This is a genomic window from Haladaptatus marinus (assembly GCF_051194195.1).
The window spans coordinates 508,100-530,198 of record NZ_JBLZNK010000002.1 but is presented as its reverse complement, the minus strand read 5'-3'; the positions used below and the strand labels follow the sequence as shown (position 1 = coordinate 530,198).

The 22,099-nt window shown below is 59.3% G+C and carries 31 protein-coding genes, 1 tRNA gene and 1 pseudogene; 16 read left to right on the top strand and 17 right to left on the bottom strand.

The genetic code is table 11. The features are described from left to right. Positions 1 to 50 precede the first annotated feature (50 nt). From ACN2TU_RS04895 to ACN2TU_RS04885, 3 genes are read left to right on the top strand one after another with little or no spacing between them, the layout of a single operon-like run. A complete protein-coding gene (locus ACN2TU_RS04895; protein ID WP_435153437.1) occupies positions 51 to 284 on the top strand; it encodes a hypothetical protein in 234 nt (77 codons plus the stop codon). Between the two features lie 54 nt (positions 285 to 338). Next, positions 339 to 1,313: a phosphomevalonate decarboxylase MvaD gene (gene mvaD / locus ACN2TU_RS04890; protein ID WP_435153436.1), complete on the top strand. Its 975-nt coding sequence runs from the start codon at positions 339 to 341 to the stop codon at positions 1,311 to 1,313. A 41-nt stretch (positions 1,314 to 1,354) separates the two neighbouring features. Next, entirely contained in the window at positions 1,355 to 2,488 is a 1,134-nt protein-coding gene (locus ACN2TU_RS04885; RefSeq protein ID WP_435153434.1) for an NAD(P)/FAD-dependent oxidoreductase, read from the top strand. On the opposite strand, the gene ACN2TU_RS04880 is transcribed toward ACN2TU_RS04885, so the two are convergent. Further along, a complete protein-coding gene (locus tag ACN2TU_RS04880; protein WP_435153433.1) occupies positions 2,485 to 2,841 on the bottom strand; it encodes a hypothetical protein in 357 nt (118 codons plus the stop codon). The genes ACN2TU_RS04885 and ACN2TU_RS04880 overlap by 4 nt on opposite strands. A 131-nt stretch (positions 2,842 to 2,972) precedes the next feature. On the opposite strand from ACN2TU_RS04880, the gene ACN2TU_RS04875 reads away from it, so the two are divergent. Then, a complete protein-coding gene (locus ACN2TU_RS04875) occupies positions 2,973 to 3,188 on the top strand; it encodes a hypothetical protein (protein ID WP_435153432.1) in 216 nt (71 codons plus the stop codon). Positions 3,189 to 3,239: 51 nt separating this feature from the next. On the opposite strand, the gene ACN2TU_RS04870 is transcribed toward ACN2TU_RS04875, so the two are convergent. From ACN2TU_RS04870 to ACN2TU_RS04850, 5 genes are all read right to left on the bottom strand, one after another. Continuing rightward, positions 3,240 to 3,596 (bottom strand): hypothetical protein, encoded by a 357-nt coding sequence (locus tag ACN2TU_RS04870; RefSeq protein ID WP_435153431.1) that lies wholly within the window; start codon positions 3,594 to 3,596, stop codon positions 3,240 to 3,242. A 125-nt stretch (positions 3,597 to 3,721) separates the two neighbouring features. Next, positions 3,722 to 4,006: a DUF6360 family protein gene (locus ACN2TU_RS04865; RefSeq protein WP_435153429.1), complete on the bottom strand. Its 285-nt coding sequence runs from the start codon at positions 4,004 to 4,006 to the stop codon at positions 3,722 to 3,724. Between the two features lies 1 nt (position 4,007). Beyond that, entirely contained in the window at positions 4,008 to 5,786 is a 1,779-nt protein-coding gene (locus ACN2TU_RS04860; protein WP_435153427.1) for a nitrite/sulfite reductase, read from the bottom strand. Next, complete coding sequence (locus ACN2TU_RS04855) at positions 5,771 to 5,899, bottom strand: hypothetical protein (protein ID WP_435153426.1); 129 nt, start codon at positions 5,897 to 5,899, stop codon at positions 5,771 to 5,773. Before ACN2TU_RS04855 ends, ACN2TU_RS04860 begins: the two co-directional genes overlap by 16 nt. A gap of 11 nt (positions 5,900 to 5,910) precedes the next feature. Then, positions 5,911 to 6,213, bottom strand: a complete 303-nt coding sequence (locus ACN2TU_RS04850) for a DUF8134 family protein (protein ID WP_435153425.1) — start codon at positions 6,211 to 6,213, stop codon at positions 5,911 to 5,913. Positions 6,214 to 6,532: 319 nt separating this feature from the next. On the opposite strand from ACN2TU_RS04850, the gene ACN2TU_RS04845 reads away from it, so the two are divergent. The 6 genes and pseudogenes from ACN2TU_RS04845 (at position 6,533) to ACN2TU_RS04820 (ending at position 10,496) form a co-directional block, all read left to right on the top strand. Continuing rightward, positions 6,533 to 6,658 (top strand): hypothetical protein, encoded by a 126-nt coding sequence (locus tag ACN2TU_RS04845; protein WP_435153423.1) that lies wholly within the window; start codon positions 6,533 to 6,535, stop codon positions 6,656 to 6,658. After that, positions 6,655 to 7,455 (top strand): annotated as a pseudogene (locus tag ACN2TU_RS04840) (CbiX/SirB N-terminal domain-containing protein); the annotation flags it as partial. The gene ACN2TU_RS04845 and the pseudogene ACN2TU_RS04840, both read left to right, overlap by 4 nt. Beyond that, positions 7,453 to 8,328 (top strand): DR2241 family protein, encoded by an 876-nt coding sequence (locus tag ACN2TU_RS04835; RefSeq protein ID WP_435153660.1) that lies wholly within the window; start codon positions 7,453 to 7,455, stop codon positions 8,326 to 8,328. The pseudogene ACN2TU_RS04840 and the gene ACN2TU_RS04835, both read left to right, overlap by 3 nt. A gap of 4 nt (positions 8,329 to 8,332) precedes the next feature. After that, the gene (gene cobA / locus ACN2TU_RS04830) at positions 8,333 to 9,160 is read left to right on the top strand and encodes a uroporphyrinogen-III C-methyltransferase (RefSeq protein ID WP_435153421.1); all 828 of its coding nucleotides are present in this window, start codon (positions 8,333 to 8,335) and stop codon (positions 9,158 to 9,160) included. Beyond that, a complete protein-coding gene (locus tag ACN2TU_RS04825) occupies positions 9,157 to 10,203 on the top strand; it encodes an anthranilate phosphoribosyltransferase (protein ID WP_435153419.1) in 1,047 nt (348 codons plus the stop codon). The genes cobA and ACN2TU_RS04825 overlap by 4 nt, the downstream gene beginning before the upstream one ends. Further along, positions 10,200 to 10,496 (top strand): ferredoxin, encoded by a 297-nt coding sequence (locus ACN2TU_RS04820; RefSeq protein WP_435153418.1) that lies wholly within the window; start codon positions 10,200 to 10,202, stop codon positions 10,494 to 10,496. Before ACN2TU_RS04825 ends, ACN2TU_RS04820 begins: the two co-directional genes overlap by 4 nt. Here the strand turns inward: ACN2TU_RS04820 and ACN2TU_RS04815 are convergent. Genes ACN2TU_RS04815 through ACN2TU_RS04805 form a run of 3 tightly spaced genes read right to left on the bottom strand, consistent with a single transcriptional unit; the run spans position 10,483 to position 12,239 of the window. Beyond that, complete coding sequence (locus ACN2TU_RS04815; RefSeq protein ID WP_435153416.1) at positions 10,483 to 11,148, bottom strand: precorrin-2 dehydrogenase/sirohydrochlorin ferrochelatase family protein; 666 nt, start codon at positions 11,146 to 11,148, stop codon at positions 10,483 to 10,485. The two genes, ACN2TU_RS04820 and ACN2TU_RS04815, sit on opposite strands and share 14 nt — an antisense overlap. Positions 11,149 to 11,208: 60 nt before the next feature. Further along, entirely contained in the window at positions 11,209 to 12,051 is an 843-nt protein-coding gene (locus tag ACN2TU_RS04810) for a beta-keto acid cleavage family enzyme (protein WP_435153414.1), read from the bottom strand. Continuing rightward, on the bottom strand, positions 12,048 to 12,239 hold the full coding sequence (locus ACN2TU_RS04805; RefSeq protein ID WP_435153412.1) for a hypothetical protein: 192 nt from the start codon (positions 12,237 to 12,239) through the stop codon (positions 12,048 to 12,050). The genes ACN2TU_RS04810 and ACN2TU_RS04805 overlap by 4 nt, the downstream gene beginning before the upstream one ends. Before the next feature lie 241 nt (positions 12,240 to 12,480). Here ACN2TU_RS04805 and ACN2TU_RS04800 point away from each other — a divergent pair, with 241 nt between their 5' ends. Next, entirely contained in the window at positions 12,481 to 12,996 is a 516-nt protein-coding gene (locus tag ACN2TU_RS04800) for a hypothetical protein (protein ID WP_435153410.1), read from the top strand. A 100-nt stretch (positions 12,997 to 13,096) separates the two neighbouring features. Here the strand turns inward: ACN2TU_RS04800 and ACN2TU_RS04795 are convergent, their stop codons facing one another. The 6 genes from ACN2TU_RS04795 to ACN2TU_RS04770 all read right to left on the bottom strand — a co-directional run bounded on the left by ACN2TU_RS04795 (position 13,097) and on the right by ACN2TU_RS04770 (position 16,384). After that, a complete protein-coding gene (locus ACN2TU_RS04795; RefSeq protein ID WP_435153409.1) occupies positions 13,097 to 13,279 on the bottom strand; it encodes a hypothetical protein in 183 nt (60 codons plus the stop codon). A gap of 60 nt (positions 13,280 to 13,339) precedes the next feature. Further along, positions 13,340 to 13,489, bottom strand: coding sequence for a hypothetical protein (locus tag ACN2TU_RS04790; protein ID WP_435153407.1), 150 nt, complete (start codon positions 13,487 to 13,489; stop codon positions 13,340 to 13,342). 168 nt (positions 13,490 to 13,657) lie between these two features. After that, on the bottom strand, positions 13,658 to 14,887 hold the full coding sequence (locus ACN2TU_RS04785) for a phage terminase large subunit (RefSeq protein ID WP_435153405.1): 1,230 nt from the start codon (positions 14,885 to 14,887) through the stop codon (positions 13,658 to 13,660). Between the two features lie 3 nt (positions 14,888 to 14,890). Beyond that, positions 14,891 to 15,664, bottom strand: coding sequence for a hypothetical protein (locus ACN2TU_RS04780; RefSeq protein WP_435153403.1), 774 nt, complete (start codon positions 15,662 to 15,664; stop codon positions 14,891 to 14,893). 82 nt (positions 15,665 to 15,746) lie between these two features. After that, the gene (locus ACN2TU_RS04775) at positions 15,747 to 16,028 is read right to left on the bottom strand and encodes a hypothetical protein (RefSeq protein ID WP_435153401.1); all 282 of its coding nucleotides are present in this window, start codon (positions 16,026 to 16,028) and stop codon (positions 15,747 to 15,749) included. Beyond that, on the bottom strand, positions 16,028 to 16,384 hold the full coding sequence (locus ACN2TU_RS04770; RefSeq protein ID WP_435153399.1) for a hypothetical protein: 357 nt from the start codon (positions 16,382 to 16,384) through the stop codon (positions 16,028 to 16,030). The genes ACN2TU_RS04775 and ACN2TU_RS04770 overlap by 1 nt, the downstream gene beginning before the upstream one ends. Positions 16,385 to 16,726: 342 nt before the next feature. Here ACN2TU_RS04770 and ACN2TU_RS04765 point away from each other — a divergent pair, with 342 nt between their 5' ends. Next, complete coding sequence (locus tag ACN2TU_RS04765) at positions 16,727 to 16,876, top strand: hypothetical protein (protein ID WP_435153398.1); 150 nt, start codon at positions 16,727 to 16,729, stop codon at positions 16,874 to 16,876. A 151-nt stretch (positions 16,877 to 17,027) separates the two neighbouring features. On the opposite strand, the gene ACN2TU_RS04760 is transcribed toward ACN2TU_RS04765, so the two are convergent. Beyond that, positions 17,028 to 17,102 (bottom strand) — tRNA-Arg (locus ACN2TU_RS04760). A gap of 103 nt (positions 17,103 to 17,205) precedes the next feature. Here ACN2TU_RS04760 and ACN2TU_RS04755 point away from each other — a divergent pair. From ACN2TU_RS04755 to ACN2TU_RS04745, 3 genes are all read left to right on the top strand, one after another. Next, on the top strand, positions 17,206 to 18,096 hold the full coding sequence (locus tag ACN2TU_RS04755) for a geranylgeranylglycerol-phosphate geranylgeranyltransferase (protein ID WP_435153396.1): 891 nt from the start codon (positions 17,206 to 17,208) through the stop codon (positions 18,094 to 18,096). A 138-nt stretch (positions 18,097 to 18,234) separates the two neighbouring features. Continuing rightward, the gene (locus ACN2TU_RS04750) at positions 18,235 to 18,879 is read left to right on the top strand and encodes a DUF7504 family protein (RefSeq protein ID WP_435153394.1); all 645 of its coding nucleotides are present in this window, start codon (positions 18,235 to 18,237) and stop codon (positions 18,877 to 18,879) included. 93 nt (positions 18,880 to 18,972) lie between these two features. Next, entirely contained in the window at positions 18,973 to 19,383 is a 411-nt protein-coding gene (locus ACN2TU_RS04745) for a CoA-binding protein (RefSeq protein ID WP_435153393.1), read from the top strand. A 54-nt stretch (positions 19,384 to 19,437) separates the two neighbouring features. On the opposite strand, the gene ACN2TU_RS04740 is transcribed toward ACN2TU_RS04745, so the two are convergent. Then, positions 19,438 to 20,805 carry a sodium-dependent transporter gene (locus ACN2TU_RS04740; protein ID WP_435153392.1) on the bottom strand — a complete coding sequence of 456 codons (1,368 nt, stop codon included), beginning with the start codon at positions 20,803 to 20,805 and terminating at the stop codon, positions 19,438 to 19,440. Positions 20,806 to 21,168: 363 nt separating this feature from the next. Here ACN2TU_RS04740 and ACN2TU_RS04735 point away from each other — a divergent pair, with 363 nt between their 5' ends. After that, positions 21,169 to 22,095: a M48 family metalloprotease gene (locus ACN2TU_RS04735; RefSeq protein WP_435153390.1), complete on the top strand. Its 927-nt coding sequence runs from the start codon at positions 21,169 to 21,171 to the stop codon at positions 22,093 to 22,095. Positions 22,096 to 22,099 lie beyond the last annotated feature (4 nt).

Sequence of the window (22,099 nt, the reverse complement as noted above, 5' to 3'; positions counted from 1 at the left end):
AATCCGAACTCGTCAATCGGGAGAAAGTAACATCACTCCGAATTTCGTAGGTGCAACTATGGCCACCGAACCCTCCCCCTGTTTCGTGGATCGACCCGGACTACGTCGCCACCGTCGTCGGGGTGCTCGCTGTGGGCGCACTGTACGTCTACAGCGCATCGACTGGAACCGGCCCGACTACTGACGAAATCACTCTCGTCCTCCTTGCCGTGTCCCTCCCCATGACGGTAGCGTACCAAATCGCTCGGCGGTTCTGGGTTGGACGACGATCGGGAAATCTCTGATTGTCCGACTCGAATTCCAGAGAGTTTAAACGCCCGTCACACACCCATCGACGTATGAAAGCGACCGCGAAGGCCCACCCGATTCAGGGGCTTGTCAAGTACCACGGAATGCGAGACGAGGAACAGCGATACCCGTACCACGACAGCATCAGCGTCTGTACCGCGCCAAGCCACACGAAAACGACCGCCGAGTTCGACGAATCCCTCGACTCCGACGTCTTCGTTGTTGACGGCGAGGAACTGACGGGACACGCGGCAGACCGCGTCAGAACAGTTGTCTCGCGTGTGCGAGAACTCGCGGAAATCGACACCCGCGTCCGCCTCGAAAGCGAGAACAGTTTCCCATCGAACGTTGGACTCGGTTCCTCCTCGTCCGGGTTCGCCGCCGCCGCGATGGCATGTGTGGAGGCCGCGGGACTCGACCTAACCCGACCCGACATCTCGACCATCGCGCGCCTCGGGTCGTCCTCGGCGGCTCGCGCCGTGACTGGTGGTTTCTCCGACCTTCACATGGGGCTGAACGACCACGACTGTCGCTCCGAGCGACTCGAATCGCCGCTTGAAGACGACGTGCGAATCGTCGCCGGATTGGTTCCCGCGTACAAGGAGACCGAGGAAGCACACCGCGAGGCCGCCGACAGCCACATGTTCGAGGCTCGACTCGCCCACATCCACGACCAACTCGTGGAGATGCGGGACGCCCTGCGCGAAGGCGACTTCGACCGCGTCTTCGAGACGGCGGAACACGACTCGCTCTCGCTCGCCGCGACGACGATGACCGGTCCTGCGGGATGGGTGTACTGGAAGCCGGAAACGCTCGAAATCTTCAACGAGGTTCGCCGACTCCGCGAGAAAGAGGACATTCCAGTCTACTTCTCCACCGACACGGGTGCGAGCGTCTACGTCAACACGACGGCGGAACACGAGGAGTACGTCGAGGGAGTCATCGCCGACTGCGGCGTCGAAACCATGCGATGGAAGGTCGGCGGCCCCGCCGAAATCCTCCCCGAAAGCGAATCCCTCTTCTAGCCGGGGGTACGCCTTTAGCACTCTGTTTCTTATCTACGCCTATGCAGGTCGCTGTCCTCGGCGCTGGCTACGCCGGTCTCACCCTCGCCAGAAAACTCGAACGTTCCCTCTCCGACGATGCGAGGCTCGTCGTCGTCGAACGAACGGGAAATCATCTGGTTCAGCACGAACTCCACCGAGTCATTCGTCGCCCGTCGTTGGCGAACGATATCTCGATACCCCTCGAAACCATCCTCGATTGCGAGATTCGGGAAGCGCGTGTCGAATCGCTCGACCCCGAAACGAACCGCGTCGTGTTCGATAGCGACGAAGTGGACGACGAAAACGATGAACTCGAATACGACTATGCCGGGGTCTGCCTCGGTGCAGAAACTGCCTTCTATGGCCTTCCGGGTGTCGAGGAGCACGCGACACCCCTCAAACGACTCAGCCACGCCCGACAAATCCGGGAGGATTTTTTGGCTCACGACGGGGGTCGCGTCGTCGTCGGCGGTGCTGGGCTGTCGGGCGTCCAGGTTGCGGGCGAACTCTCGGCACTCGCCCGCGAAGAGGAAATAGAGGCGGAAATCGTTCTGTTGGAGCAGTTCGACCACGTTGTACCCTCCTTTCCGAGGAACTTCCAGCAGGCGGTGAAAGGGGAACTCGAAAAGCGCGATGTCGAAGTTCGAACGGGAACCGCAGTCGAACGTGCTGACGATGCGGAGATCGCGCTCGCCGACGGAAAATCCCTCCCCTACGACCAGTTCATCTGGACGGGTGGCATTCGCGGCCCAGACGCGTTGGGCGGTGACCGTCCCCGCGTCGATAGCACCCTGCGAATCGGTGACGGAACCTTCGTCGTTGGCGACGCCGCACAGGTCGTGGACGGTGATGGGGAGTCAGTACCGGCGAGTGCACAATCCGCGGTCAGGGAAGCCAGGGTCGTGGCGAAAAACATCGCGAGATTGGCCACAGGCGAAGACGACGTGTTCGAACCGCGACTCGACCAGTTCACGTTCGACTCACCGGGTTGGCTCGTCTCGGTCGGAGACGGCGCGGTTGCCCAAATCGGCCCGACGGTGGTCACCGGCAAGCCAGCAAAAGCACTGAAAACGACGGTCGGGGCAGGGTATCTGTCCTCAGTCGGTGCTGTTCGGAGCGCAGTCGATTTGCTCGGAGAAGAGTTGGGCGATTAGATGCCCGGAATGCCAAACTGCTCGAACGTCAGAATGTTCAGGATGGCCAGTGCGTACGTGATGGCGACGACCGAAAGCCACCCGATGAGTGCGATTCCAGCCGCGTTACCCCAGCCGCCGGGATAGCGGAAGTTGATGACCCAGACCCACGCGATGAGGACGACTATCCAACCGAACAGCCAGCCGAGCAGGAACGCGACGATGACGCCGACGACTGACCCGACGATGGCCGTGATGAACGCATATCCGTAGTCGTCGGTTCCAGTTACGACTCGTGCACCGATGTAGATGCCGAGCGCGCCGATGAGCAGGCTCACGACGAACCCGACGACTGACCCAGTGAGGGATATCATACAAATCGTTCTACGGCTAACCTATTTTTATATGAACCGCTTGCGTCTCGGAAAGCGACGATGTAGCCGCAAAATATATTATATATAAGTCCGGCAGTAGCTTTAAGGTACTGGCCCATCCTTGCCTCACCATGGCACGCGAAAACACACTTGACACAGTCTTGATGGGTGCAGTTGGAGCTGGTGCTGCAGCTCTAATCGGAGCACAGGCAGTCGAATATTATCGCGAACGACGGCGACGTTCGGAAACACATATCATCTGTACAGACTGTGGAGAGGCGATGCCAGTCGATGACTTGCTCGACCCGGTCGTCACCTGCGGTTGTGCGACCGTTCGAATGGATTGAGAAGACAGCGTGCCAGACGTTCACTTCTGAACAAAATCGAGCCGGGGAACGTTAGACGCGGCGAAGAGTGCCACGAAGTCCCCGCTCAGCTACTCCGATGAGGAGCAGGGCGAAGAGCGCGACGACGAGCCAGCGTCCCGTCTGGGAACTGACCGCTTCCGCGAACAGCCCCAGCAGGTCGAAACCGACGGCCTGGCCGAGTGCGAACAGCAGCAACACGAAGCCAACGACTGCGAGTCCGGACATCATGCCGGTTTTCGCGAGCCAGTTCGACGAACTCTCGTCTTTGCGATGCGTGTTCTGCGCTTGTGGTTGCTGTTTCGCACTGCCCTGTCCAGCAGTTTCTTTCTGATCGGATCGTTGACCACTGTCGTTACGATCTCGTTCGCCGTTTTGTGGTTGGGGCATAGTAAATCATCCCCGATAGGGGAGAGTACCCCGACGCGTAAAGTTATAGACCAGTTAAACGACTCGTTACGTGGTGGTTATTGTGGGATTACTGGCAGCGGTAAAGCTGAACGATCTCAGTGCAACTATTCTTCGCCGTCCACCGAATCGGCGTACCGTTCCAACTCTCCCGCTAACTCACGTGCTTGCTCAGCCGACAGAGTAACCGTCTCGGCGTGTGCGGGCAGATGCTCCAACTCGGTGTTGTCCAGTTCGAGTTGCAGCAACACCTCGTCAGGTGCATCCTCGCCGCGCGGCGTTTTGACGTTCAGGACGCCGACTGCCTCCTCCGTCCACCCATGGCCTTCCGCGATGGCATCCACGAGGTCAAACGTGGTGTAGGCAGTGACCGAGAGGATGCGGTCTGCCATCTCAGTCGTCACCCGAAATCGCGTCGTCCGGGCTGTTCGGGGCCGGACTGGCGTCCATTGCGTCGTCATCGGCGTAGGGGTACCACGTCTTCTTCGTGTTGTGCATGTAGGGGTCGTCGTAGGAGGTTTCCTCGGGTTCCGCGAACTCGGCCAGCGTCTCCTCGTCGTGGGATTGCACGAACTGTCGGAACGTCTGCCCGTCCTCACGCCGGTCTTCGTATTCCGTGATGAGATTTCGAATCGCACCGGGCACCTCGTCGGCGGCGATACGCTCCTGAATCCACGATGCGAAGCTTGGATTCTCTCCGAGACCGCCGCCGAGGCCGATGTCGAGTGCTTCGACCGCTTCGCCATCCTTGCGGGTTTTCATCCCGCGCAGGCTGATATCCGCGATTTGGGGTTGGGCGCAGGAGGCGGTACAACCGGACAAGTGGATGTGGAAGTTCTCCACGTCGTCCGGCAGTTCGACGTTGTCACGAAGCCAGCGCGAGAGGCGAACTTGCCGGTTCTTCGTCTCCACGATGGAGAGCGAACAGAACTCGGTTCCGGTACACGCAATCGACCCGCGTTGGAAGGGATGCGGGTCGGGGCTGTAGCGGTCGAGCAACGGTTCGTCCAGCATCGCATCGAGGTTCTCCTCGGGAACGTCGGTGAGGATTATGTTCTGGCGTTGAGTGAGTCGGGCTTCGCCGGAGCCGTACTTCTCGGCGATGTCAGCCATCTCGATCATTTCTTCCGCGCCGACGCGACCGACGAGGACGTTCAGGCCGAGGTAGTAGTTGCCATCCGGTTGCTCGTGTACGCCGACGTGGTCGGCGTGGCCGTGGTCGTCCGGGACACCGGCGTTGTACGAGTATTCCTCTCGGAGGTCGTCACCGGCCGTCTTCAGTTCGAAATCGACGTACTCCTCCTGCAAGATGCGGCGAACCTTCTCCGGCCCCCACTCGTCCACGAGGAATTTGATACGGGCGCGGCGACGGTTGTCTCGGTTGCCGTAGTCACGGAACAGTCCCGAGAGACCGCCCAGAATCGGCACCACTTCATCGGGTTCCGCGAACACGTCGATGTCGCGTGCGAGTCGCGGTTCTCGTCCGGCGAGACCACCGCCGACACGGATGTTGAACCCACAAACCGCTTCGCCGTCGATTTCCTTCTCGGCGGGTTCGATACCGATGTCGTTGATATCACCCTGTCCACAGCCTTCCCGGCAGCCGGCCACAGACACTTTCCACTTTCGTGGGAGGTTCGCGTACTCGGGATTCCCCTTGAAGTTCTCCTGTAAGTCCTCGACCACGGGGAGGGCATCGACAAACTCCGCGTTGTCTTTCCCTGCAACCGGACAGCCGACGATGTTACGCCACGAGTCGCCACATGCCTGCATGGTCGAAAGTCCGGCGTCCTCCAGTCGTTCCCAGATTTCGGGGACGTCCTCGATGTTGATCCAGTGGAGTTGCACCGCTTGTCGCGTCGTCACGTCGGCGTAGCCGTTTCCGAACTCCGGATTCGCGGCGGGACCGACCGCGAAATCGCGCGCGATTTCGCCGATGACTCGCAGTTGTCCGGGTTCGAGCACGCCGCTCGGCGGCCCGATTCGCATCATGAAGTAGCTTTCTTGCCCATCGCGCTGGTGGTACAGCCCCCACCATTTGAACCGCTCGAACCACGCGTCGTGTTCGTCGTCGGGAATGGCGTCCCACCCCTCCTCGGCGAATCGGAGCATGTGCTCACGAATCTCCTTCCCGTACACCTCATCCTTCCATTTCTCTACGTCGGTCGGCATGGGACATCGTACAGAATCCACCCGTAAACCGTCGCGCTCCGCGTCAATGTCCGCCGGGGGTCGGAAATACCGGCAAGTATCGCGGAGAGTCGTGACGAATCGAACTTCGCCACTTCGGAATCAGCTATTTCGGAACGTGAATACCTTCAACTTCGACGGGCCGGAAGCAGTCTGCGCCCATCTTTCCGACTTGTAGCCATTCCGTCGTCCCGTGTTCGCCACAGCCGATACACTGGCCACCGGCCCGAGCCTCGACCCAGCGTCCGTCAACCCCCACGTCGGTGAACACTTCGACGACGAAAAAGGCGACCTCACAGTCGCAGATGGCGTGGTCTGAAAGCTTCCAGACGTTGCTCACGCCGACGATTCGGGTGTTGTTCACGTTCACCCACGCACCCTCGTCCAGCGTCCGAACCGCGATAGCCATGCCAGCACATCGGATGTCCCGCGACCTGAACGCGTCGGCAGTCGCAATCCACGCCGCGTCGGATGACGCGTTACGAACGAGAAAATCGGTCGCACTGTTCGTGTGATCGAGGATATGCCGGAATTATCCCGTTCACAGTCGTCAGAGATACCCTCGAATATTACCGAAACATGGGAGCATCGGCTGGAATTACGCCAAGACGCACCGTTTAGGAGTCGTACCGTAAACCGAGGAGTGATGAGAAGAAACGACAGCGACGAACGCCGGTATCTCCACGACGAGTTAGCCGTCGAACCGGCGAATCAGGAGGTGACGAGACGTGACTGATGGACAGAGAGACAGCCACCTAGAAGACGTGCCAGACGGGAGCGGCTGTACCGAAATCTGGGAACACCTCTCCGAACGTCGGGACGGAGACGAAGACGAGGAAACGGTCGAAGAATGAGTAGCTCTGCACTCGTACTGGTCGGGCACGGGTCGCATCTCGACCCGCAATCCGCCCGACCGCTCTACGACCACGCGGACGAGATTCGGTCGCGTGACGTCTTCGACGCGGTTCACGAGTCGTTCTGGAAGGAAGAACCCTCGCCCCGAGAGGTGCTTCGAACCGTCGAAGAAGACGAAATATACGTCGTCCCGCTGTTTACGAGCGAGGGGTATTTTACCGAAGAGGTGATTCCACGCGAACTCCGCATTGCGGACGGCTGGACGCTTGATGTGGACAAGTCGGTGGGGTACACCGACCCCGTCGGCACGCACGAGGCGATGACGGAGGTCATCGCCCGACGTGCCGAGCGCGTGACCGGAAATCCGGAAGTCGGTTCAGGCGTCGGACTCGCCGTGGTCGGTCACGGCACGGAACGCAACGAAAACAGCGCGAAGGCGACACAGGCACACGCAGGTCGTCTCCGCGAGCGAGGGCAGTTCGACGAGGTCAAAGCGTTGTTCATGGACGAAGACCCGCGAATCGAAACTCTCACCGAGCGTTTCGAGAGCGACGAACTCGTCGTCGTCCCGCTGTTCATCGCGGACGGGTATCACACACAAGAGGACATCCCCGAGGATATCGGGCTCACCGATGACGCAACGGCGGGCTACGACGTTCCCGCCGAAGTGGATGGAAAAACCGTCTGGTACGCCGGAGCTGTCGGAACAGAACCGCTGGTTGCCGACGTGGTTCTCGAACGGGTGACGGATGCCGGAGCAAAAATCACGGATAGCGGAACCAAGACCGAAGCTGTGAACAGGCAAAAATCGGAGGGAACGGATTCGGAATTCGGTTCTCGCCGTACATTTTTGCGATGGCTGGAAGGGACAAACCACCCGGTTTCGAAGCGCGGTGACACACCGGAGTTGGAAACCGAAAGCAGCAGAACGTGGGGAGATCTCGCCATTTCCGTCCATCCGAGCGACGATCGAGAACGTGAATACGAGGTTCGCCACGTCGAAGACCGTGAAAAAGATTCCTCGTCCCTCGATACCTACCACGACCCGACCGCAATACGCGACCGAACCCGGTTCACGGACGATGGCGAGTATCGCCCGCTACGGACTGCCCCAACCCTACCAACTGGCTGGTCGTTCGAAACGGAGAATCCGAACGAACTGTATCGAGTCGTGGACTGGGTGTACCCCGCGACAGTGGCGAACTGGTGCCGGGAGCGCGAAGACAGACTCGACGTGACGCATTTCGATGAGACGGCCAACCGCCAGACGGGAATCTACACGAAAATCGGCCACCTAGGGAGGGATGCGCTTGAAAATGCCGTCATCGCCTGTTGTGCCGACTCACAATGTCGCAAGCGTCGCGAGTGGGATGCGAGTGAGGGCGACGAAATCGACGTTCCGCGCGGCGATGGCGAGTTCCCGTGCCGAGAACCGTGCTCGTTCTTCGTCGCCGCTGCGCGGGAGTTTCTGGCGGTTGAACAGGGTGACACGGAAACTACGGAAGTCGAACCGGGATTCGAGCGACCTACCGAGCACGATACGGTCGAACGATTGGCTTTCGTGGACAATGCCCCGGAGTCGCCCGTCCGTGACGGCGAGGTCAGCGATCCCGCGAATCGTTACCGAGCGCGGTACCGCCGCGCGCGACAGTTCGCGGCGGAGGAGTGATTCGATGCACACAGGAACTGTTTATCTGGTCGGTGCAGGGCCGGGCGACCCGGAACTGCTGACGGTAAAGGCGCGTAAAGTACTGAATTCGGCGGACGCAGTCCTCCACGACAGGTTGGCTGACGACCGAATCGTGGACTCCTGTTCGGAGACGGCCGAAATCATCTCCGTCGGCAAGCGACCCGGCCCGAACGGTGAGCGAACCACACAGGAGGAGATACATCACCTGCTCGTGCGGAAAGCGCGCGAAGGAAAGGACGTGGTTCGTCTGAAAGGCGGCGACCCGACGGTGTTCGGCCGCGGCGGCGAGGAAGCGGAGCACCTCGCCGCTGCCGGAATCGACTTCGAAATCGTCCCCGGTATCACGAGCGCAGTCGCCGGGCCGGGCGTTGCTGGGATTCCAGTAACCCACCGCGACCACGCATCCTGCGTCACCGTCGTTACGGGCCACGAAGACCCGACGAAACCGGAAAGTGCGCTCGACTGGGACGCACTGTCCGCGACCGTTCAGGCTGGCGGCACCCTCGTCATTCTGATGGGCGTGGGCAGACTTCCAGACAACGTTGCCGCGCTTCGAGCAGGCGGCGTGTCCTCGGACACGCCGGTTGCGATGGTCGAGCGAGCGACTCGCGACGACGAGTTCACCGTCACCGGAACGCTCGAAACTATCGTCGAACGGCGTGACGAGGTCGGCATCGAACCCCCCGCCGTCACCGTCGTTGGCGACGTGGTGTCCGTCCGGGACAACGTTGTCGAATATCTCCAGGGTGCGCCGTCGGTAGGGTTCGCCCCCGCACCCGAAACTGCCGTCTCCGATAGAGGTGTCGAATGATGGAGCTACGAGATCTGATGTCGCAGGTCGGTTCCGGCCCGAAATCCGCCGAGGACATGAGCTACGAGCAGGCCTACGAAGCCTTCGAACGAATTCTCTCCGGCGATGCCGACCAGACCGCACTCGGAGGGTTTTGGGTGGCGAACCGCTGGAAGCGCAACACACCAGAAGAGTTGGCTGGATTTCTCGATGCCATGCGGGATAACTCCGTGAAAGTCGCTTCTCCCGATGTAGATCCAGTAGACTGCGGCGCCAACTACGACGGAAAGAGTGAAACCGCACTGCTCGGCGTGGCGTCGGGACTGGTTTCCGCGGCCTCGGGAACGCCCGTGGTTGTTCACAGCGGTGACCGAGTGCCGATGACCGAAGGTACTGCGTATCGCCACGTGCTGGCGGAACTCGGCGTTGAAACCGACCTCGCGCCCGAAGAAAGCGCGGAGATGGTCGATTCGGTTGGCTTCGGGTTCTACGACCAATCACGGTTCAATCCGGGTGTGGGTGCGCTCTTGAACCGCCGCTCTGCGGTCGGCGTTCGGACGTTCGTCAACACGGTCGAAACCTTAGCGAACCCCGCCGACGCCGAGGTTCATCTCGGCAGTTTCTACCATCTTTCGTTTGCGAAGCGAATCATCGACACGTTTCGGGAAAGTCGAACGTCCACGGTCGAACGCGCAATCCTCTTTCAGGGGCTGGAGGGCTACGACGACATTCGACCCGGCTACACGAAAGTCGCCGAATGGAACGACGGTTCGGGCGAGTTGACGGATTACGAAATCGAAACCGCGAACTACGGGATGTCCTTCGACCGGGACGACCTCGAAGTCGATGCTGTCCCCGCAGATTCAGCTCGAATCACCGAATCGGTGCTTTCGGGCGACCGCGAGGACGAGTTCGCCGACGCAGTCGCGCTCAATGGGGCGTTCCGCATTTACGCTGGCGGCGGCGCGGCGTCGCTCGACGCCGGGTTGGAGAAAGCCAACGCGACGATTGCCGATGGGAATGCCCTCGAAACGCTCACAAAACTGCGGAGGTTCACCCCGTGACGAACACGCCGCCGGTCGAGGAAAAGCCGTACAAAATAATTTTTGAGGGCGGTCGCTGTTTCGGCGCGGGGAAGTGCGCCGAGGTCGCGGCCAACTGGGAGATGGATTTTTCGACCGGGCTTGGAGCGCCGAAAGCGTACTTCTTTGGGGAAGGTGAACTCGAAGAAAACGTCCGTGCCGCGGAGGTCTGCCCCGCGAAGAAGGATGCTGGCGTCATCCACGTCATCGACCGAAAATCCGGGAAGGAAATCGCACCGAACCCACACGGCGACGGAACGCTCAGTCTCGATTGAGGCTGTCGCTGACGACTCTCTCTGCTTCTGCACGTGCGTCTGTTCCGCCGGAATCACCGTTCCCATCTCGCTCGTCCTCGATAGCGCCCCACACCGATTCCGATTTGACGACCGCATGAATCGCCTGTCGACGTTTCTCCGTGGAAATCCCCCGCTCCTTCAACTCTTCGCGGAGAACAGCGGTCAAATCGGCCATCGAGTCCGCACCGCGAAGCAGCGGCTCGATTTGCCGGCGCAGCTGTTTGCTTAGCGCGGGACTTCGCCCGCCGGTTCCGATCGCCGTAACGACATCTCCATCTCGAACCGTCGCAGGAACCACGATGCTACCGATGTCGCGGGCACCGTGCTGGTCAGCACGATTGATGAGGATGCCTCGCTCCCGTGCACTCCGCTCGATTGCCTCGTTGAGCGCGCCGTCGTCGGTTGCGGCGACGACGAGTGCGGGGTCGGTTCGGTCGAACCAGTCCGAAAGGGAGTCCGGCGCGACGTGTGCCCTGATTTGTGATGCCACGCGGAGTTCGTCCGCGAACTCCGTGCTGACGACGATGACGTTCGCTTCTTGGGCGAAAAATCGCGCTTTCCGCAGACCGACGCGTCCCCCGCCGAAGACGAGCACGGTTTCGTCACTGAAATCGTGAAACAACGGCAGCATTCGACGTAGAAATCGGGAGCAAGTGGTTTGAATCTCGTGATTCCGGAACTCGGCCGAAAATCACAGTCCGAGGATTTCTCGCGCCTGCGCAGGCGATGCGACTTCGCGTTCGAGTTCGTCCGCAAGCCGCACGACTCGGCGGACGAGTTGTGCGTTGCTCTCCGCGAGTTCACCTCGTCGGTAGTAGACGTTGTCCTCCAACCCGACCCGTACGTGGCCACCGAAGACGATTCCCATCGAGGAAAACGGGAGTTGGTGCTTGCCGAATCCGAGTGTGTTGAACAGTGTGCCGTCGGGCAAATCCTCGATTGCGGTGAGGAAATTCCTCGGCGTCGGGCGCGTGAGCGTTCCCGGCCCGAAAATGAGCGTGGCGTACACCGGGTCGGCGAGGTCACGACGCTCCAGTAGCCCGAAAACCTCGTTTCGGTGGCCGTCGTTGAACACCTCCAGTTCCGGTTTGATGCCGCGTTCTTCCATCTCGTCGTAGAGGCTGTCCACCAGTCCCCGCGTATTCTCGCTCGTGAGATGGTCGTACCGATTCAGCGGCCCCATATCGAGCGAGGTCATCTCCGGCGGCGGATCGGTTCGCAGGGGGAGATGCCGGTCTTCGTCCGGTGCTCCCGTCCCGCCAGTCGAGTGCTGAATGATGATGTCGTCCGTGTGTTCCCTGACGGCGTCGTCTATCGCCTGAAACCGCTCGGTGGAAAAGGTGCGCTCGCCGTTCGGTTTCCGGGCGTGCAGATGAACGACTGCGGCACCCGCTTCCTCGACGGCGGCAGCGGCACACCCGATTTCTTGGGGTGTCTCCGGAATGTTCGGGTTGGCTTCTTTGCCGTGGACGCCGCCAGTTACCGCCGCCGTGACGATTACCGGGTCGCCACCGAGGTAGGCTTCGTAGCTCATTCGTCGTCTCCATCGACGTGTTCGCGATAGAGTTCGCAGTCGCGCTCGTGGTTCAGTCCGTACCGGCCGTTACAGATGTCCGCGCGCATCGGTTGGACGAACTCGTCGATTACGGTACAGAAGGCTCGTGGTTCATCGAACGCCGTCTCATCGGTTCCGTTCGAATATTCGAGATACGGACACACCATGGTTTGTCGAATGGTAACTGGAGCCATAATCGTTCGCTAACATGGTTGTCAGGTGGTAACCCGCGAGTCATCGGATGGCTGGACGATGACGTATTGGAGGTGTACTGTATCGAGGTAAATGCGCGATAAATTCTCTGAATTTGAAAATAATGCGGATTTTCTGTAGATGCCACAAAATATTGGCCGATTGATTAGAAGGCACCGCATAACAAAGATACCCGTGTGCATGTTCCGAGGTAGCATGTTGAATTCGAATCCGCCTTCCCGACCGACACGCAGAACAGTGCTTCGTTCCGCCGCCATCGGTGTCACCGGACTCGGTGCGCTTGGGGAGCAAGCCGTCGGAGCGATTACCGATACCGACCAAACACCACGAGTCATTACGAAGGACGCCGAGGCAGGGAATCGGCGAGTCACCCTATTCGGCAACATGACTGGATTTGGTGGTCATGAGAACGTCTGGGTCGGGTTTACGTACAAAAAGAAAGGGACGATGTCGGGAAGTTATGGTGAGGAAATCAAACTGTGGAATCCGGATGCGCCGCCGAATCAGTTGCAGTCCGACGACCAACGCGGTCCGGCGTTCTCATTGACGTTCGACTACGGAAATGAGGGCGTGAGCGACCAAAACGAGGAATGGCGTCTCAGGCCGGGAACCACCTATATCTATCAGGCACAGGCACGACTTCCCCGTGACATTGGGTCGGTACCGCTCTTCGGAAAACATCGAGAATTCACGATTCCATGCAACGACTAGCGCCGCTCGTGACGGTACGACGACGGTAGCTTCGGCGGCAGTACGTACGCGTTCGTCAACCAATACTCCCGACCGGATCTGGGTCACGGCCGAAAAGCCGTCATCGATTCACGCCTTCCATGTACGCTTCGAGCGTCCGGAGTTCTGATTCTTTCACCCCGAATGCGGTCACGTCGTTCGTTTCCGTCGTATTGTCGTGTTGCAACACGCGATACTGATCCCGACCGAACGGGACGGCAGGGAGGCGAGAAGCGACCGAAAACGCGACCGACGAGACCGACATCGGCACTGGTCTCACGGTGACACCGCCACAGATACACTCGACGATTTCGGCGAACGTGAGTCACTCCAGCCCACCGATTTCGTACATCTTATTTCCATGACTATTGTTCTCGATGCCGTCAGCGAGCATCGGAGCGAGGTCTTCGACCCAAATCGGTTGCATCCGCATCGTTCCGCCGCCCGGTAGCGGGGCCACGAGAGGTGGGGTCATCTCCTCGATGAACGGGACGAACGCACACCCGTCTCCGAAAACGAAGGCGACAACGGTGGGAACAATGGCGCCCCCGGAGACAATCCGAGCAATGGTGGCCCCGGAAATCCCGCAGGCTAATCATGGCGACTTTCATTTTTCGATGGCAAGATTCTTTAGGTCCGTTTGTCACGCAAACGGCGTTCGGGCAGTCCGTTTCGGTTCGGTATCGGCGTACTCTTCGTGACAGCACAGAGCCAGCGCGTCAACCACGTCGTCATGCTGGCCCGAAGGGGCACTGTAGCGAACGTTTCCGGCTTGCGTCACCTCATATTCGAACGCTTGGAGTTCGTGTCGGAGAACGAGAATGTCGGGGAGCGTCAGTTCACGCTGTTCGAGACGGGTAACGAGATTTTCGATGAGTGCCTGCTTGCGCTGTGACGAGAAGGTTACCGGGTCAACCGAAACACCTGCTCGTTCGAGGTCCGCGACGATTTTGTTGTCACGGGTCGAGTCCACGCGACACCGCCCCGGATATTGGTCGTAGGCTCGTTCGATGGCTGCCTGAATTTGGGGCCACGACTGGCCTTTCCGCCGGTCGAAATGGACGAGTGTGCCTGTCGCATCCACCGCGATAATCACCGTATAGTCGTGGTGGCGGGCGAAGTCCACGCCAATGCGGAAGGGGCGTTCGCCGTCGTACGCTTCCCAATCGTAGTCGCTGATGCACTCGCGGACGTTCCGGAAAACACCGCCCGTGTTGTCGGTGAACTCTGCGCGATACTCGGCAGCGAACACCCGTTGGGTAACACTGGCTTCGGCTTCTTCGATTTCACTGTCTGAGACGTACGGATTCGTCGCGGTCGGATATTGGAATGACGCATAGGCCGTCCAGTCGTCATCGTTCTGCCCGCGTAAGAACAGGTCGTGAAACCAGTTGCGTCCGTTCGGCGTCGAAATCGCCAGCAGGTGCCCTTCAGTGTCCGTGAGCGTCGGGCGGAGCACGCGGTGCCACGTCTCTTCGGGGACGTACGCCGCTTCGTCCAGCACCAACAGGTCGAGCCCAACCCCACGAATCGAATCCGGACGGTCGGCACTCCGAAAATCGATGCGACTGCCGTTCACCAGTTCCAGCGACCGTGGTTTTGAGCGTGTCGCCGATGCGACCAGCGTTTCCGGCAGTGCCGCGCGAATCTGTTCCCACCCGATGTCGCTCTGTTTGTAGGTCGGTGAGACCCACGCACACCGCGACTCGGGATGGCGGCAAGCGAAGACGACGAGTGCCATCGCCGCCATCTCTGACTTTCCCGGGCGACGGCCAGCAGCGACGATACGAAAGCGGGCCGACTCGTTCAGAACCGTGCGTTGCCCGTCGTGTGGTTCCCACTGGAGTTCGAGCGAGACGGGACGCGACCCCATCGGCTACCACCCGCCTGTATCCGTAATTTCGCCGTGGGACTGGTCGCCATCGCTGTCGATGTCGGTATCGCTGGTCGAAAGAACGCGAATCGCGTCGGTTTCGTCGGTTCCCGTCACCGCCAGTTCGGTCTTGTCAGCTGCGCAGGAGGTTTTCCCGCGATCCATCAGCCAGTCGTTCCACATCGAGAGCACCTTCGCGGCCTTGTAGTGGTCGCCATCTGCCTGCAGTTCTCGAATCGCCCGATGGTAAACTATCTCATTAATCATGTCCCGGCGTTTCGTGCTCGTCTCGGTGATGTACTCGGCGAGTACGTCGAAATCGTTGTGTGTCGTCGAGCGGTTCACTCCGAACCGCCGCCCGAGTTCAGCTCCGTTCAACGCACGCGGGTGACCCATGCGTTGCTTACTGCGGGTCAAGTGAAGGGCGGCGGGCGTCGGCGAGACCCACCGACACCCGTCGAATCGGTCGGTTTCGAACAGTTCAGGGCATTCATCAGTAACGAATCGTCGAGCAAGTTGATACTCGGCGGTGCCTCCGTCCGGTTGCACCCCAAACACCTCGTTGACGAGAACCGGAACGGCGTCCCAACACTCGCTTCGCGTCAAGTACTCGAATATCGCGGTTTTGGCGGCGGCCCGCGTGTCGTCCCCCCATGGCCAATTCTGCGCGCTACATGCGGTGGTCTCAGCAGTGGGACTTTTACATTCGGGCGTGGTCGCCGTTTGCGGCGTGACGGTGATAGAGACCGGTTCGGCACCGGCGACTGCCGTGGTCATGCCTCTCCCTCCTGTTCCAGCGGAACGAGGACGCACATCGGTGCGAGACAGAAGCAACCAAAGCAACGCGCAAGCATGTCGGTCATCGCTCTCCCCGCCCGTCAGTTTCGACTGCGGCCGCATCGTTGTCTGAGGCCGAACCAAGCGACATAAGTACGCTCGATGGTGCAATCCGGAAGCATTCCCAGCAGCGCGCAAGCGGGTCGTGATGCCGCCTGTCTGGCCCGATACAGATGGACAACGGCGCGCCTTCAATGCACGGCCGCGGCGGTGAAACCGGCTCACCTCGACGGTGGGGTTGCTCTAAGCCAGGGTCGTCGTCACCGCTGTGCGAGTCCGTGTCGGGAGCTTCGGCTGGACTCATCAATTGACCTCCCAGGAAGGATGCAATGCACACCGCTGTCCGGACGATTGATGGGATTCTGCCTCTTCGACGGCGACGGCCGCTCGGATTGGACACCGACCGGCGATAGCGAACACTCGTTGCCAGCCTACCGACGAGAGTATCCACGCTGTCGTCGAACCCGCGTAGACGATAACGAACGCATCGTACTCTTTGTGACAGTCCGGGAGTATTGGCTCCCATGCCGGACCAGCGAGCACATCTACAACGCGGCTAAATTTGTACAGTGTACAGAGTTCGTCTGCAGTCAGCGACCGGTTGGGGAGGTTTCGGAGCGGTATCGAGAACGATAGTTGATTCGAGCCGCTTGCCGTCATTATTTGCCCCTCGTTTGCTGCTCTGGCCGACATCGTGGACAGACCCACGCTGGAATATCGTGAGTCATGACGCGGATTTTGGCAGTCCCATGCACTGGACAGCGCGGTTCACACTCGCCAGATGTCCTCTTCGTACCCGAAGGGACTGCATCCCTGATGTCTCTCATTTAGACGCCTCCACGAGGATAAACAAGCGACGATACCAGCTGGCAATTACAACGCACCGGCTACGTAGTGCATAACTGGAAGGGAGACAGTAGTGCGTTATGCAATTGGCCGCGGTTGCGTTTCCTTCGCAGGTCAACGGCATTCTTATGCATAGCTTCGGGAGATGCCCTACAAATGTCAAACGACGAGTTAGTAGGATTGCATATTTTGTTAAAGAATCTTGCTCAAATAGGAGCCATCGAACGCTTCAAACGAAATCTTCCACATCGTCAGCCGATGGTTGCTGCCGACCACTACAGAGTTTGGCGTTCCGATGCACAGTAGGTTTATGCTACTACTCAGCGTTTGGCTCTCTGCAAATCGAGGGACGGTACCGATGGCGTCATGTGGCGTGTTCAAATCGTCTGAAAACCGGTGCGCGAGTATATAAGGACTGTACGCCCGGCTGTTGGATTCGAATGATGGAGCAAAATCATGGGCGCTACAGGATTTGAACCCGTGGCAGCTTGGTCCGAAGCCAAGCACTCTGTCCAGACTGAGCTAAGCGCCCTGTACCACAACCTATTGCGTGGCACCTTTTAAACGTCGTGGTTTCGTCTCGCGGAAATTCACATCCAGTCCATTTATACCGGGTGGGCCGAGTACGTCGCCGTATGGCTACTGACGGACGCGCGAAAGGACTGTTCGAACTCACGCGTCCGGGCAACGCGTTCGCGGCAGGGGTGCTCACGTTCATCGGAGCGTTCGTCGCCGGTGGCGTTTTCACCGACTCGAAGCCAATTCAGGTCATCGCCGCGGTGGCTGCGACGTGGCTCGCGACCGGTGCCGGGAACGCGATTAACGACTACTTCGACCGAGAAATCGACCGTATCAACGCACCGGAGCGTCCGATTCCCCGCGGTGCGGTTTCCCCGAACGGTGCACTGTTGTTCAGCGGCGCACTGTTCGCCGGGGCTATGGTTGCAGCGCTGTTTCTCCCCCTGCTCGCAATCGCCATCGCGGCGGTCAATCTCATCGCGCTCGTGGCCTACACGAAACTGTTCAAAGGACTGCCGGGCGTCGGAAACGCCGTCGTTGCGTACCTCGGTGGCAGTACGTTCCTGTTCGGGAGCGTGGCGGTGGCGGCCGATGCTGGAACCGTCGCCGTCCCGGTGGTGACTGGCGGTGGGATTCGTGCCGCTTTCGTTCTCTTCTTGCTGGCCGGCCTCTCCACGCTCACGCGTGAGATCGTCAAAGACGTAGAGGATATGGCTGGCGACCGCGAGGAGGGACTGAACACGCTCCCGTTGGCCGTCGGTGCACGACCCGCGGTTGCCATCGGTGCACTCTTTCTCGCTATCGCCGTGGCAGCGAGTCCATTGCCGTATCTCTGGGAGACGTTCGGCCTCCCGTATCTCGCCATAGTTCTTCCGGCGGACGGTATTATGCTCTATGCCGTCTACGAGAGCTTCGACGACCCGACCGCGGGACAAAACCATTTGAAATACGGTATGTTCCTCGCCGCAATCGCCTTCGTGGTGGGTCGAATCGCGGTGCTACTGTGACCTTCCGAACGGATCAACCAGCAATCAAAAAGAAGATATGTAAAATCCAATATATTAATCCCAGATGAGACCGGGGGAGAAAAATCGACACCGATACAGTGTCGTTTTTCGACCTCTACTCCGCTGTGAGGTGCCAGCATGTACAATTTAGGTAACACGTTCTCGGATATGGAAGTCGGTTCTGGGACGAACCTGCTCATTTCGGATCCGTCGATGACCGGTAAGCGGGATATCGCGCTCGACATCCTCGCACACGGGGGGAACGGCGGCGATGGTGATGGCGCAATCATCGTCACGACGAAAGACGGTGGTGAGCATATTCTCTCGGAGTACAATTCACGGCTCGATACGACGACGCCCGTCGGCGTCGTCGACTGCGTGTCGAAACAGCAGGGGATGAATCCGCGCCAAATCGACGGCATCGAGTTTGCGTCCTCGCCGGTCGATATGACGGGCATCGGTATCAAACTCTCCGAGTTTCTCCAGCAGTTTTACGACTCGGGCGTGCGGGCGAATCGAATCGCGTTCGACTCGCTTTCGACGCTTCTCATGTACTCGAATCTGCAGACCGTCTTTCGCTTTTTACACGTCTTTACCGGTCGTGTTCAGAGTGCGGAAGCGTTGGGGTTGTTCGTCATCGATTCTATGGCCCACGACAACCAGACGATGAGCACGCTTCGACAGCTGTTCGACGGGGAAATCGAAGTCCGGGAGGCCGAGGGTAACGACTCCGAAATCCGGGTAAAAGGCATCGGTTCGACGACTACTTGGCAACCATTGTGAACGGCGACTGTCGCCGGTTGTCTTCGCCGACGACATTTATTCTTGGTCGTCGTCGGCCGAATCCTTTTGCGCGCTCATCGCGTCAGTCCTCCTATGCCAGTGGAACGTGACGACGAACTTCGTGACATCTTGGAACTCGACACCGTAGCGGTCGTCGGTTGTTCCTCGACGCCCGGAAAAGACGCCTACGAAATTCCGAAATATCTCCGTGAACACGGCTACGACGTCATCCCAGTCAACCCATTCGCGGACGAGATTTTCGGTCGAAACACGTACGATTCGCTCACTGACGTGGCCGAAGACGTCGACATTGTGGTCGTGTTTCGCCCAAGCGAGGAAGTCGCCGACATCGTGGACAACGCCATCGAACGCGACGACGTGGATGTCGTGTGGACACAGTTGGGGATTCGGGATGACGACGCCGCGAAACGTGCCGAAGACGCCGGAAAACGGGTGGTTCATGACCACTGTATGAAAGTCGAACACCAGCGGCTGAAGAGGTAATCTGCGACCGGCGACGGGAGATGGGGTACCAGCGCTCGGCGCGTCGTGTATCGGCTACGACAGCCACTGGACGACGTTGATGTCTGTGAACGAGACGATACTGATCACCAGCGTCATTCCAACCGCAACGAGCACGACGATTCGAACGTGCCACAACCAGCACCGAGGTAGCAATCGCTCGTGGAGCCCTTCACCGAGTTCGGCCATCGCTTCCCGACCGTACACCCACCCGACGAACACGGTGACGAGGAAGATTCCGATGGGTAGCAAAACCTCGCTCGCAACCGAATCGAACAGTTCCAACGTGGCCATATCCAGTGCAGATGGAACGCCGAGAAGGAATGCACCGAGACCTATCACTCCGGCGATTATCGGCCTTGGAATCGGGAAGTTATCGACGAAGTATGCGGTGGGGATTTCGAGCAGACTGATCGCCGACGAAACCGCTGCGATGAGAACCACGAGGTAGAACACGACACCGAGCACCTCTCCGGCCGGAAGCGTCCGAAACGCGTTCGCGATGCTCACAAAGATGGCTCCGGCACCGGCTTCACCGGGCTTCACACCCTGTGCGAAGAGCAGGGGGAAGACGATGAGACCGGCGAGATAGCCGACGAGTGTGTTCACGATGACGACAGCCAACCCGTCGGCGACGAGGCTTTCGGATTTCTCGACGTACGACGCATAGGTGATCATGATGCCGGAACCGAGCGATAACGTGAACAACACCTCGCCGACAGCGGCGGGAATGAGGGTATCGGCGTTCAAGAGGATGTAACCGAAGTCGGGTTCGAGAAAGTATTCGTATCCAGCACCCGCACCACTGAGGGTTGCGGCATACACCGCGAGGGCGACCATGAGGACGACGATGGCGGGCACCATCAGCTTGGTCGCGAGTTCGATACCGCGTTCGATTCCGAACGCGACGATACCGATAGTGATGAACATGAACACGCTCGTAAAGAAGACCGCATCCATACCCGAGGCGGCACCGGTGAAGTGGACGGCGGGGTTACTGAAGTACGCCCCACTCGGACTTTCGAGCAGGTATCGAATGACCCACCCTCCAACGACGCTGTAGTACGATACGACCCAAAACGCGGAGACGGCCGCAAGAACGCCCGCCAGTTTCCACATCCGTCCTCCGGCTCCGAACGCGTCGATGACGTTCCGATGCGCTCGCCGTCCGATGGCGAATTCGGCGAGCATAGCAGGAAGTCCGATGAGGAGGATGGCGATGAAATCGACGATGAGAAACGCGGAGCCACCGTGACCAGCCGCCTCGTACGGGAATCGCCAGATGTTCCCGAGACCGACCGCACTTCCGATTGCCGCAGCGATGAATCCGGCTCGTGACGCCCAGTGTTCCCGGACGGGGGTTCGGTCACGCACCGACGATGTTTGTGTACTGCGGGTTGACATAGGGGGTAGGAAACAGCTATGAAATATTTGTTGTTCTGACCGATCTCTCGAAACACCCGCCGCTTCGAGCGCTGAAACGGACGTTTCGCCATCTTCTATTTTCGAACCAACTCCCCGTCCGTGCATCGATGATGCGACTGTTTCTCGTTCCGTTTCTCCCTTCGCGGGCGTGGTGTGGAACGCAGTTAGGATTCGGAATAGCCGAACACTGACAGTCGATATTGTAGAGCAACGTTTCCGATACTGAGCATCGATGAGCTATGTTCGGTTTCCCAATACCGCTGAGCGAAGGGATATTTTCTTGTTACTGTAAGAACATTTTTGGATATGAATCGGTTCTCGAACGTTTGGCTACACGCTCGTATGTGTGCCTCGCTGGTCTTGCTGTTGCTGACGATGGTTGCCACGGCACTCGTAAGCGGTAGCGTGCTTACTATTTTGTTCACGATTCTCTACCTGTTCACCGTTTTGGCGGTTCCATCGATGCAGCTTCTCCTCGTGGTTCTCGGCTGTTCTGCGGTGGTCGTACTCGCGCTTGTCGCGTGGGGCGAGCGTCACGCTCCGGACTACACGGTCTCATCACTCGGTGCAATGAAAACCGAGCCGGAGGAGTATCCGGAACTGTTGGCTCTCGTTCGGTCGGTTTCGCAGCAGGCGGACACACCAGTTCCGACGGTATTCATCGCACCAACGGACACGCCACTTTCGTTGACGACCGGATTTACGCCGCAAAGCGCGCGACTGATTGTTAGCGAGGGAATAGTCGAAATGCTTGCAGACGACGAGCTGAAGGCAGTTATTGCACACGAACTCGCACATATCAAGAATCGTGATGCGTCGGTGATGGCCCTCTCTACGCTTCCAATCGGTGCCACCGACCGCGTTATTTCGCTTTTCAGGGGCCATACACGAGGCGTCAAATACGGCCAGCCAAGTCGTGCGAGTCGGGGGGACGTACTCCTCACGTTCGGGCTTTCGGTCGTGCCGCCGATTTGGTTCTGTGGATACGTCCTTTGGGCCTCCCTGGCTCGAACGAGGGAGTTCGTTGCCGATAAAGGAGCAGTTACCCTCACAGGCAATCCATCGGCCCTTGCGAGCGCCCTTCGAAAAATCGACGAAGGGGTTGCGAACCGGCCGACGGACGATTTGCGAACGGTCGAGATAGCGGCGTTTGCCATCGTCGAATCGAACCGAACTGAACCCGCCAGCCCGTTTCCACTGCTTGGCCCCTCCCTCACCAGCACCTTCCCGACACATCCCTCGACAGCATCCCGAATCGAGCGTCTCTAGCGGA

What these genes read in the sequence shown, in the direction of transcription:
- ACN2TU_RS04850 (WP_435153425.1), bottom strand. Translation starts at nt 6,213, where the DNA reads ATGGCTATCGCGGTTCGGACGCTGGACGAGGGTGCGTGGGTGAACGTG.
- ACN2TU_RS04885 (WP_435153434.1), top strand. Translation starts at nt 1,355, where the DNA reads ATGCAGGTCGCTGTCCTCGGCGCTGGCTACGCCGGTCTCACCCTCGCC.
- ACN2TU_RS04785 (WP_435153405.1), bottom strand. Translation starts at nt 14,887, where the DNA reads ATGGGGTCGCGTCCCGTCTCGCTCGAACTCCAGTGGGAACCACACGAC.
- ACN2TU_RS04775 (WP_435153401.1), bottom strand. Translation starts at nt 16,028, where the DNA reads ATGAGTCCAGCCGAAGCTCCCGACACGGACTCGCACAGCGGTGACGAC.
- ACN2TU_RS04810 (WP_435153414.1), bottom strand. Translation starts at nt 12,051, where the DNA reads ATGAGCTACGAAGCCTACCTCGGTGGCGACCCGGTAATCGTCACGGCG.
- ACN2TU_RS04755 (WP_435153396.1), top strand. Translation starts at nt 17,206, where the DNA reads ATGGCTACTGACGGACGCGCGAAAGGACTGTTCGAACTCACGCGTCCG.
- ACN2TU_RS04745 (WP_435153393.1), top strand. Translation starts at nt 18,973, where the DNA reads ATGCCAGTGGAACGTGACGACGAACTTCGTGACATCTTGGAACTCGAC.
- cobA (WP_435153421.1), top strand. Translation starts at nt 8,333, where the DNA reads ATGCACACAGGAACTGTTTATCTGGTCGGTGCAGGGCCGGGCGACCCG.
- ACN2TU_RS04860 (WP_435153427.1), bottom strand. Translation starts at nt 5,786, where the DNA reads ATGCCGACCGACGTAGAGAAATGGAAGGATGAGGTGTACGGGAAGGAG.
- ACN2TU_RS04790 (WP_435153407.1), bottom strand. Translation starts at nt 13,489, where the DNA reads ATGACCCCACCTCTCGTGGCCCCGCTACCGGGCGGCGGAACGATGCGG.
- ACN2TU_RS04750 (WP_435153394.1), top strand. Translation starts at nt 18,235, where the DNA reads ATGTACAATTTAGGTAACACGTTCTCGGATATGGAAGTCGGTTCTGGG.
- ACN2TU_RS04735 (WP_435153390.1), top strand. Translation starts at nt 21,169, where the DNA reads ATGTGTGCCTCGCTGGTCTTGCTGTTGCTGACGATGGTTGCCACGGCA.
- ACN2TU_RS04880 (WP_435153433.1), bottom strand. Translation starts at nt 2,841, where the DNA reads ATGATATCCCTCACTGGGTCAGTCGTCGGGTTCGTCGTGAGCCTGCTC.
- ACN2TU_RS04740 (WP_435153392.1), bottom strand. Translation starts at nt 20,805, where the DNA reads ATGTCAACCCGCAGTACACAAACATCGTCGGTGCGTGACCGAACCCCC.
- ACN2TU_RS04800 (WP_435153410.1), top strand. Translation starts at nt 12,481, where the DNA reads ATGTTGAATTCGAATCCGCCTTCCCGACCGACACGCAGAACAGTGCTT.
- ACN2TU_RS04795 (WP_435153409.1), bottom strand. Translation starts at nt 13,279, where the DNA reads ATGTCGGTCTCGTCGGTCGCGTTTTCGGTCGCTTCTCGCCTCCCTGCC.
- ACN2TU_RS04780 (WP_435153403.1), bottom strand. Translation starts at nt 15,664, where the DNA reads ATGACCACGGCAGTCGCCGGTGCCGAACCGGTCTCTATCACCGTCACG.
- ACN2TU_RS04770 (WP_435153399.1), bottom strand. Translation starts at nt 16,384, where the DNA reads ATGACGGCAAGCGGCTCGAATCAACTATCGTTCTCGATACCGCTCCGA.
- ACN2TU_RS04815 (WP_435153416.1), bottom strand. Translation starts at nt 11,148, where the DNA reads ATGCTGCCGTTGTTTCACGATTTCAGTGACGAAACCGTGCTCGTCTTC.
- ACN2TU_RS04825 (WP_435153419.1), top strand. Translation starts at nt 9,157, where the DNA reads ATGATGGAGCTACGAGATCTGATGTCGCAGGTCGGTTCCGGCCCGAAA.
- ACN2TU_RS04805 (WP_435153412.1), bottom strand. Translation starts at nt 12,239, where the DNA reads ATGGTGTGTCCGTATCTCGAATATTCGAACGGAACCGATGAGACGGCG.
- ACN2TU_RS04865 (WP_435153429.1), bottom strand. Translation starts at nt 4,006, where the DNA reads ATGGCAGACCGCATCCTCTCGGTCACTGCCTACACCACGTTTGACCTC.
- mvaD (WP_435153436.1), top strand. Translation starts at nt 339, where the DNA reads ATGAAAGCGACCGCGAAGGCCCACCCGATTCAGGGGCTTGTCAAGTAC.
- ACN2TU_RS04875 (WP_435153432.1), top strand. Translation starts at nt 2,973, where the DNA reads ATGGCACGCGAAAACACACTTGACACAGTCTTGATGGGTGCAGTTGGA.
- ACN2TU_RS04870 (WP_435153431.1), bottom strand. Translation starts at nt 3,596, where the DNA reads ATGCCCCAACCACAAAACGGCGAACGAGATCGTAACGACAGTGGTCAA.
- ACN2TU_RS04765 (WP_435153398.1), top strand. Translation starts at nt 16,727, where the DNA reads ATGTCAAACGACGAGTTAGTAGGATTGCATATTTTGTTAAAGAATCTT.